Origin of the sequence: Zobellella denitrificans, from assembly GCF_002237365.1 — a bacterium.
Classification (GTDB): Bacteria; Pseudomonadota; Gammaproteobacteria; order Enterobacterales; family Aeromonadaceae; genus Oceanimonas; species Oceanimonas denitrificans.
The window spans coordinates 1-6930 of the sequence record NZ_NMUO01000138.1 but is presented as its reverse complement, the minus strand read 5'-3'; the positions used below and the strand labels follow the sequence as shown (position 1 = coordinate 6930).

At 63.9% G+C, this 6930-nt stretch carries 5 protein-coding genes and 1 pseudogene; 5 read left to right on the top strand and 1 reads right to left on the bottom strand.

From position 1 onward, the window contains the following. Positions 1 to 449: 449 nt before the first annotated feature. Positions 450 to 1181 (top strand): glycerophosphoryl diester phosphodiesterase, encoded by a 732-nt coding sequence (locus CGX12_RS18445; protein WP_094041335.1) that lies wholly within the window; start codon positions 450 to 452, stop codon positions 1179 to 1181. 40 nt (positions 1182 to 1221) lie between these two features. Here CGX12_RS18445 and CGX12_RS18440 read toward each other — a convergent pair whose 3' ends face one another. After that, positions 1222 to 2118 (bottom strand): LysR family transcriptional regulator, encoded by an 897-nt coding sequence (locus CGX12_RS18440; protein ID WP_094041333.1) that lies wholly within the window; start codon positions 2116 to 2118, stop codon positions 1222 to 1224. A gap of 109 nt (positions 2119 to 2227) precedes the next feature. Between CGX12_RS18440 and CGX12_RS18435 the strand changes: the two genes are divergently transcribed. The 4 genes and pseudogenes from CGX12_RS18435 to CGX12_RS18420 form a co-directional block, all read left to right on the top strand. Then, entirely contained in the window at positions 2228 to 3286 is a 1059-nt protein-coding gene (locus tag CGX12_RS18435) for a 4-oxalomesaconate tautomerase (protein ID WP_094041331.1), read from the top strand. Between the two features lie 49 nt (positions 3287 to 3335). After that, positions 3336 to 4415: a type 2 periplasmic-binding domain-containing protein gene (locus tag CGX12_RS18430; protein ID WP_094041329.1), complete on the top strand. Its 1080-nt coding sequence runs from the start codon at positions 3336 to 3338 to the stop codon at positions 4413 to 4415. A 33-nt stretch (positions 4416 to 4448) separates the two neighbouring features. Beyond that, positions 4449 to 6404 (top strand): tripartite tricarboxylate transporter permease, encoded by a 1956-nt coding sequence (locus CGX12_RS18425; protein ID WP_094041327.1) that lies wholly within the window; start codon positions 4449 to 4451, stop codon positions 6402 to 6404. 50 nt (positions 6405 to 6454) lie between these two features. Next, positions 6455 to 6930: pseudogene (locus CGX12_RS18420) on the top strand (bifunctional aconitate hydratase 2/2-methylisocitrate dehydratase); the annotation flags it as partial.

Genomic DNA, 6930 nt, shown 5'->3' with positions numbered 1-6930 from the left:
GCACCGTCAGATGGGAATAAGCGACAGGAGCATGCGCCGCCTTGCCGCCCCTGGCTCCGCGTCCCCGCAACAGGGCACTCCAGCAACTTGTCCATGTTTTCTCCTTAAGCCCCGGGCTGTCTCTCGCCACTAATCCCATGGGGGTAACACCATAGAGTTAGCTGGCTTAAGCAATAATTGCGCCAGCTCCCGCCAGAGGCGGTGAACCGGCCGGGGCGGGCTGAGGATGAGGAAAGCCGGGGCCCGGGCCGGCGCCGAATGCCTCCCCCGGGTGCAGGGTCGGCAGCCCCTCGCCCCGGATGAGTGCAATACAAGGGCGGGCGCCGGCTTCATCACCCCCCGGCCGGACGCGCCATGGATAAACGGGGAGCATGGCTGGCGGCCTTGTCACAAATCTGTCATGGTGACGTTCTACCCTCGGCCAAGGATCCATTTAGAAGGACATTGCGATGATCTTGTGCGGACACAGAGGCGTGGCCAGCCTGGCCCCGGAAAACACCCTGGCCGGCCTGCGAAAGGCCGCCGAACTGGGCCTCTCCTGGGTGGAGATAGACGTACAGCTGACCAAGGACGAAAAGGTGGTGGTGATCCACGATGAAAAGGTCAACCGCTGCAGCGACGGCAAGGGCAAGCTGCGCAAGTACGCCTGGGACGAGCTGCGCAAACTGGATGCGGGCAGCTGGTTCGACCCGGCTTTCGCGCAGGAGCGCATCCCAAAACTCAAGGACTACCTGGCCCTGGCCCGGGAGCTCGGCATCAGGGTCAACGTCGAGCTCAAGGTATACGACAAGGACGACGCCGGCCGGCTGTGCCGCAAGGTCAGCAAGCTGATTGACAAGCACGGGGTCGACAAGGACAGCCTGCTGTTCTCCAGCTTCGATCCCGACTGCCTGCGCTACCTGCAGGTGCTGCAGCCGGAGGTACCCCGCGGCCTGCTGGTGGAGCATATCCCCGACGACTGGCAGCAACAGTTGGAGCAGCTCGAATGCGCCGCCCTGCACTGCAACTACCGCTACCTGAGCCGGGAGCAGGCCGAGGCGGTCAAGGCCGCCGGCTACCGGCTGCACTGCTACACCGCCAACACCCCGGACAAGGTGAAGGATTTTCCCGCCTGGGGCGTGGACATGCTGTTCACCGACAAGCCCCAGGACTACCTGGACGCGGGCTGGTCCGCCGGCTGAGCCCGAACACGGGGCGGCGCCCCTGCGCCCCCCTCCGGTTTCAGGGCGTCGACCATTTCTCCAGCAGGATATTGATAAAGAGATCCGCCGCCGGAGTGATGCTGGTATGGGTCCGCCTGACCACCCCGATCACCCGTTTGATCGGAGCCCCCCGCAACGGCCGGCAGGTGAGCATGGAGCTGTCGTTGCTCGGCATCGCCAGTTGCGGTATCACCGCTATCCCCAGCCCCATTTCCACCAGCCCCAGCGACGTCGACAGGTGCTGCACCTCGTAAAAGCCGTTCAGCCTGACATGGCTTTCCACCAGGGCGCTGTCCAGCAGGGTTCGGTTGCCGCTGTCCTTGCTGACGGTGATGAGCTTGTGGGGCTCCATGTCCGCCCAGCCGATGTCCTGCTGTTGCGCCAGGGGGTGATCCCGCCGGATGCAGACCACGAAGGGATCGTCCAGCAGGTGGGTAAAGCTGACCTCCGGATACTGGGCAATCGCCATGTTGATACCGAAATCCGCGTCCCCGCGGATCACGCACTCCAGCCCCTCATTGGCGCTAACGTCGAGGATCTTGATGCGAATACCGGGGTAAAGCTGGTTAAACTCGCGGATCACGCCGGGCAGGAAATAGAAGGCCGCGGTCGGTATGCAGGCGATGGTGACCTTGCCTTTCTGGTGGGTGGCCATTTCCTTGATGCCCAGCACCGACAGCTCGAAATCCTCCAGCATGCGGCGCGCCTTGGGCAGGAATTCCCGCCCGGCCGGGGTCAGCCAGGTCTTGCGGGTGGTGCGCTCGAACAAGGGCGTGCCCAGTATCGCCTCCAGCCGCTGCATGCGCCGGCTCAGCGCTGGCTGGGACAGGTGCACGAATTCCGCCGCCTCATGGAAGTTGCCGCTCTCGGCCACCCGGATAAAGATCGCCAGGTCCTTGAATTCAATCTGGTGCATAGGCCATTAATGCAATAAACAAATCAATACCCTATTTTCTTTGCATTTGATGCAAATGTCAAAAACGTGACAACCTTCCCCTCAAGAAAGCAACCAGTGGGAAACAACCATGTCACAATCCATTTCCTGTATCATCATGCGCGGCGGTACCTCCCGGGGACCCTACCTCAAGCTCAGCGAGCTGCCCGCGAACCGTGATGACTGCGCCCTGATGCTGCAGAAGATCATGGGCTCCGGCCATGAACTGCAGCTGGACGGTATCGGCGGCGGCAACAGCCTGACCAGCAAGGTCGCCATGGTCGGAGTCTCCACCGAGCCCGCCGCCGACGTGGATTACCTCTTCGCCCAAGTAGGAGTCAAAGAGCACAGCGTGGATTTTTCCCCCAACTGCGGCAACATGCTGGCGGGGGTAGCCCCCTTCGCCATCGAAACCGGCCTGGTGGCCGCCGGCTCGCCCGTCACCCTGGTACGGATCCGCAACCTCAACACCAACAAGATCATTCATGCCCAGGTGGCGACGCCGAATGGCAAGATCAGCTACGAAGGCGATGCCCTGATCAGCGGTGCCCCCAACCCGGCGGCGCCGATCAAGCTGACCTTTCTGGATGTACAGGGTGCCAAGACCGGCCGACTGTTTCCCACCGGCCGGGTCACTGATACCATCGACGACATCGCCGTTACCTGTATTGATGCCGCCACCCCCTGCGTACTGATCCGGGCCCGGGATTTGGGCAAGACCGGCTATGAATCCCCCGCCGAACTCGACCAGGATACGGTGCTGCTGGCCAGGATCGAGCACATCCGTCGCCAGGCCGGGCAACTGATGGGCATGGGCGACGTCAGCAACCAGGTGATCCCCAAGCCGGTGCTGCTGGCCCCCGCCCGCCATGGCGGTGATATCCACGCCCGCTACTTCGTGCCCCACAGTTGCCACAAGGCACTGGCGGTGACCGGCAGTATCGCCATCGCCACCGCCTGTGGCATCGAAGGCTCCGTCGCCTCGGGGCTGACGCCCGCTTCCGCGGCGGCCACCATCAGCATCGAGCACCCCTCGGGCATGCTGGAGCTGGAAATCAACAAGAACGATGACGAGGAGCACAGCATTACCGCCGTGTCCCTTATCCGCACGGCCCGCAAGATACTGAGCGGCACCATTTTTCTACCCTGAATAATGTGGCCATCACTAACCAGGCAAACTCACCATAGGAAGGTCAATCATGAAAAAACTGAAGATGTTATTGAGTGCCACCCTGCTGGCCGGCACCTGCACCCTCTCGGCACCCTTACTGGCGCAAGCCCTGCCCTCGACCATCAACTGGACCATCCCCTTCGGGGTCGGCGGCGGCACCGACGTCTGGGCCCGCTTCATGTCGCCCCACCTGACCAAACAGTTGCCCGGCTCACCGACCCTGGTGATCAAAAACGTGCCCGGCGGCGGCTCCATCACCGGCACCAACCTGTTCTACATGCGGGCCAAAGACAACGGCAGCGAGATGCTGGGCATTTCCGCTTCCACCCTCTATCCCTATATGCTGGGTGATTCCCGGGTTCGCTACGACTTCGACAAATGGACCCCGATCATGGCCTCTCCCACCGGCGGCGTGGTCTATATCCAGCCCGGTCTCGGGGTCAGCACCGGCAAGGATCTGGGCAAGCTGGCCGGCGTGACCCTGCCCTTTGCCGCCCAGGGGCCCACCCAGCTGGAGTTGCCGGTGATGCTGGCGCTCGACCTGCTCGGCCTGGATCTGCGGCCGGTATTCGGCATGACCAGCCGGGGCGAAGGCCGGCTGGCATTCGAACGGGGCGAGGCCAAGATCGACTTCCAGACCACGTCCGCCTATATCAACTCGGTCACCGACCTGGTGAACAGCAACAAGGCGGTGCCCCTGTTCTCCCTCGGCATCATCAACGACGAAGGCCAGGTGATCCGCGACCCGGCCTTCCCGGATATCCCGACCTTCGAAGAGGTCTATAAGGAATACAGGGGCGAAGAGCCAACCGGCATGCAGTACGACGCCTACCACAAGTTTCTGACCGCCGGCTTTGCCCTGCAGAAAGTGCTGCTGGTGCCCAAGGACATTCCCGCGCCCATGAAACAGGAGCTGCTGCTGGCGGTGGATCGCATGGTCGAGGATGAAGCCTTCCAACGGGATGCGGTCGAGCAGATAGGTCCCTATCAGAACCTGATCGGCGCCGTGGTGGAAGTGCACCTCAAGCAGGCGGTGAACATGACGCCGGAGCTGCAAGCCTGGGTCAAGGACTGGTTGAAGTCCAAATTCAATGTGTCGGTGGAATAAGCCGGCCTGATCCGGCCGCAAGGAGCTAACCTCATGAACGAATTACTGGCAGCACTGGGCCAGATACTCACCGTCGTGCACCTCAGTTATCTGGTGCTGGGGGTGGTGATCGGCCTGATCATCGGGATCATTCCCGGCCTGGGCGGTATCGCTGGCATGTCCCTGCTGCTTCCCTTCCTCTATGGCATGGAGCCGTCCGTCGGTCTGGGCATGCTGATGGGACTGGTCGCGGTGGTGCCCACCGGCGATACCTTCACCTCGGTACTGATGGGCATTCCCGGCTCCAGCGCTTCCCAGGCCACGGTCATGGACGGTTTTCCCCTCGCCAAGCAGGGCCAGGCGGCCAGGGCATTGTCCGCCGCCTTCACCTCCTCGCTGATCGGCGGGGTGGCGGGGGCCATCATCCTCAGCGGCTTTATCATAGTGGCGCGGCCACTGGTGCTGTCGTTTTCCTCGGCGGAGCTGTTCATGCTCACCCTGCTGGGGCTGAGCGTGGTCGCCGCCCTTTCCGGCGGCAGCCTGTTCAAGGGCCTGGCCGCCTGTGGCGTCGGCCTGCTGGTGGGCACCATAGGCGCGGCCCCGGCCACCGGGGAGTTCCGCATGACCCTGGGCATCGACTATCTGTACGACGGCATTCCCCTGGTGGTGGTGGGACTGGGCATCTTCGCCCTGCCCGAAATCATCGAGCTGCTGATCCGCAACAAGTCCATCTCCGGCAAGGGCAACAGCCTCGGCAGCGGCTGGGGGCAGGGCGTCAAGGACGTGTTCAGGAACCTGCCGCTGGTGGGCAAGTGCTCGGTGTTCGGCAGCCTGGTCGGCGCCATCCCCGGCCTGGCCGGCTCGGTGGTGGACTGGATGACCTACGGCTTCGCCATGCAGTCGAGCAAGGACAAGGCCAACTTCGGCAAGGGAGACATACGTGGCGTCATCGCCCCCGAGTCCGCCAACAACGCCTGCGCCAGCGGCAGCATGATCCCCACGCTGCTGTTCGGCGTGCCCGGCTCGGGCACGGCGGCGGTGTTCCTCGGCGGCATGCTGCTGCTCGGCATCCAGCCCGGCATCTCCATGGTGGGCTCCAACCTGAGCCTGACCTACACCATCGTCTGGTCCCTGGCCCTGGCCAATATCCTCGGCGCCCTGCTCTGCCTGGGGCTGGCCTCGCCGGTGGCCATGCTCACCCGGATCCCGTTCTCGCGCATGGCCCCGGTGCTGCTCACCCTGATCCTGTTCGCCGCCTACCAGGCCACCCAGAGCCTGGGCGACTTCGTGGTGCTGGCCGTCATCGCCACCCTGGGGATCTTGCTGAAAAGCGCCAACTGGTCGCGCCCGGCCTTCCTGATCGGCTTCGTGCTGGCGGCCGGTGCCGAGAACTACTTCTTCCAGAGCATCCAGTTCTACGGTTACGGCTGGATGCAGCGCCCCGGTGTGCTGATCATCGCCGGCCTGATCCTGCTCAGCATCATAGTGCCCTTGATCCGCAAGCGTCTGGCAGCCAGGTCGCAGCCACAGGAAGACTCACAGGAACAGCCGGCCCGCGCGCCGCTGAACCGGCTGGACGGTGCCATCATCGCCCTGCTGCTCGTCGTCTGCGCCATTGCCCTGTTCGATGTGTGGGGACGGTCAGAGCTGACCCGGGCCTTCCCGCTGTTCGCCATCCTGCTCACCGCCGGCTCGGCACTGGCGCTGGTTTTCGGTTCGCGCCGACGTGCAGCCGAACCCGGCACCGGCAGCCAGCGGGTAGGCCGTGAGCTGCTCTACATCAGCCTGTTCCTCGGCGTTGCCCTGCTCTATTTCACCCTGGGCTTTATCAGCACCTCGGTGATCTTCACCCTGCTGTTCCTGCGCCTGTTCGCCGGCTCCCGCTGGCGACTGTCGGGCACGGTGGCGGCGGGACAGCTGCTGTTCCTGGTGGGCATCGGCAAGGCCATGAGCATCGACTACCCCGCCGGCCTGCTGGATCCCTACCTGCTGAGCCTGATCAACCTGTAACCCTGGCGGGGCTCCCCGAGCCCCGCCTTATTCAACAAAAGGACCTCATCGTGCTTGAACACTACCGCAACCAGGCCGCCGAGCGTGCCGCCGACGGCCTGGCCCCCCTGCCCCTGAACGCCACCCAGGTGGCCGCCCTGGTTGAACACCTCAAGAACCCACCCGCCGGCGAAGCATCCTTCCTTTATGAACTCCTTTCCACCCGTATCCCCCCCGGGGTTGACGAAGCCGCCTATGTCAAGGCCGGTTTCCTCGCCGCCGTGGCCAAGGGTGAGGTGAGCTCGCCCGTGGTCTCCCCCGCGCAGGCCACCGAGCTGCTGGGCACCATGCAGGGCGGCTACAACATCCAGCCGCTGATCGAACTGCTCGACGTCGCCGCCCTGGCCCCCATCGCCGCCCAGGCCCTGTCCCACACCCTGCTGATGTTCGATGCCTTCCACGACGTGGCCGACAAGGCCAAGGCCGGCAACGTCCATGCCCAGCAGGTGCTGCAGTCCTGGGCCGACGCCGAGTGGTTCCTGGGCCG

What these genes read in the sequence shown, in the direction of transcription:
- CGX12_RS18435 (WP_094041331.1), top strand. Translation starts at nt 2,228, where the DNA reads ATGTCACAATCCATTTCCTGTATCATCATGCGCGGCGGTACCTCCCGG.
- CGX12_RS18430 (WP_094041329.1), top strand. Translation starts at nt 3,336, where the DNA reads ATGAAAAAACTGAAGATGTTATTGAGTGCCACCCTGCTGGCCGGCACC.
- CGX12_RS18440 (WP_094041333.1), bottom strand. Translation starts at nt 2,118, where the DNA reads ATGCACCAGATTGAATTCAAGGACCTGGCGATCTTTATCCGGGTGGCC.
- CGX12_RS18425 (WP_094041327.1), top strand. Translation starts at nt 4,449, where the DNA reads ATGAACGAATTACTGGCAGCACTGGGCCAGATACTCACCGTCGTGCAC.
- CGX12_RS18445 (WP_094041335.1), top strand. Translation starts at nt 450, where the DNA reads ATGATCTTGTGCGGACACAGAGGCGTGGCCAGCCTGGCCCCGGAAAAC.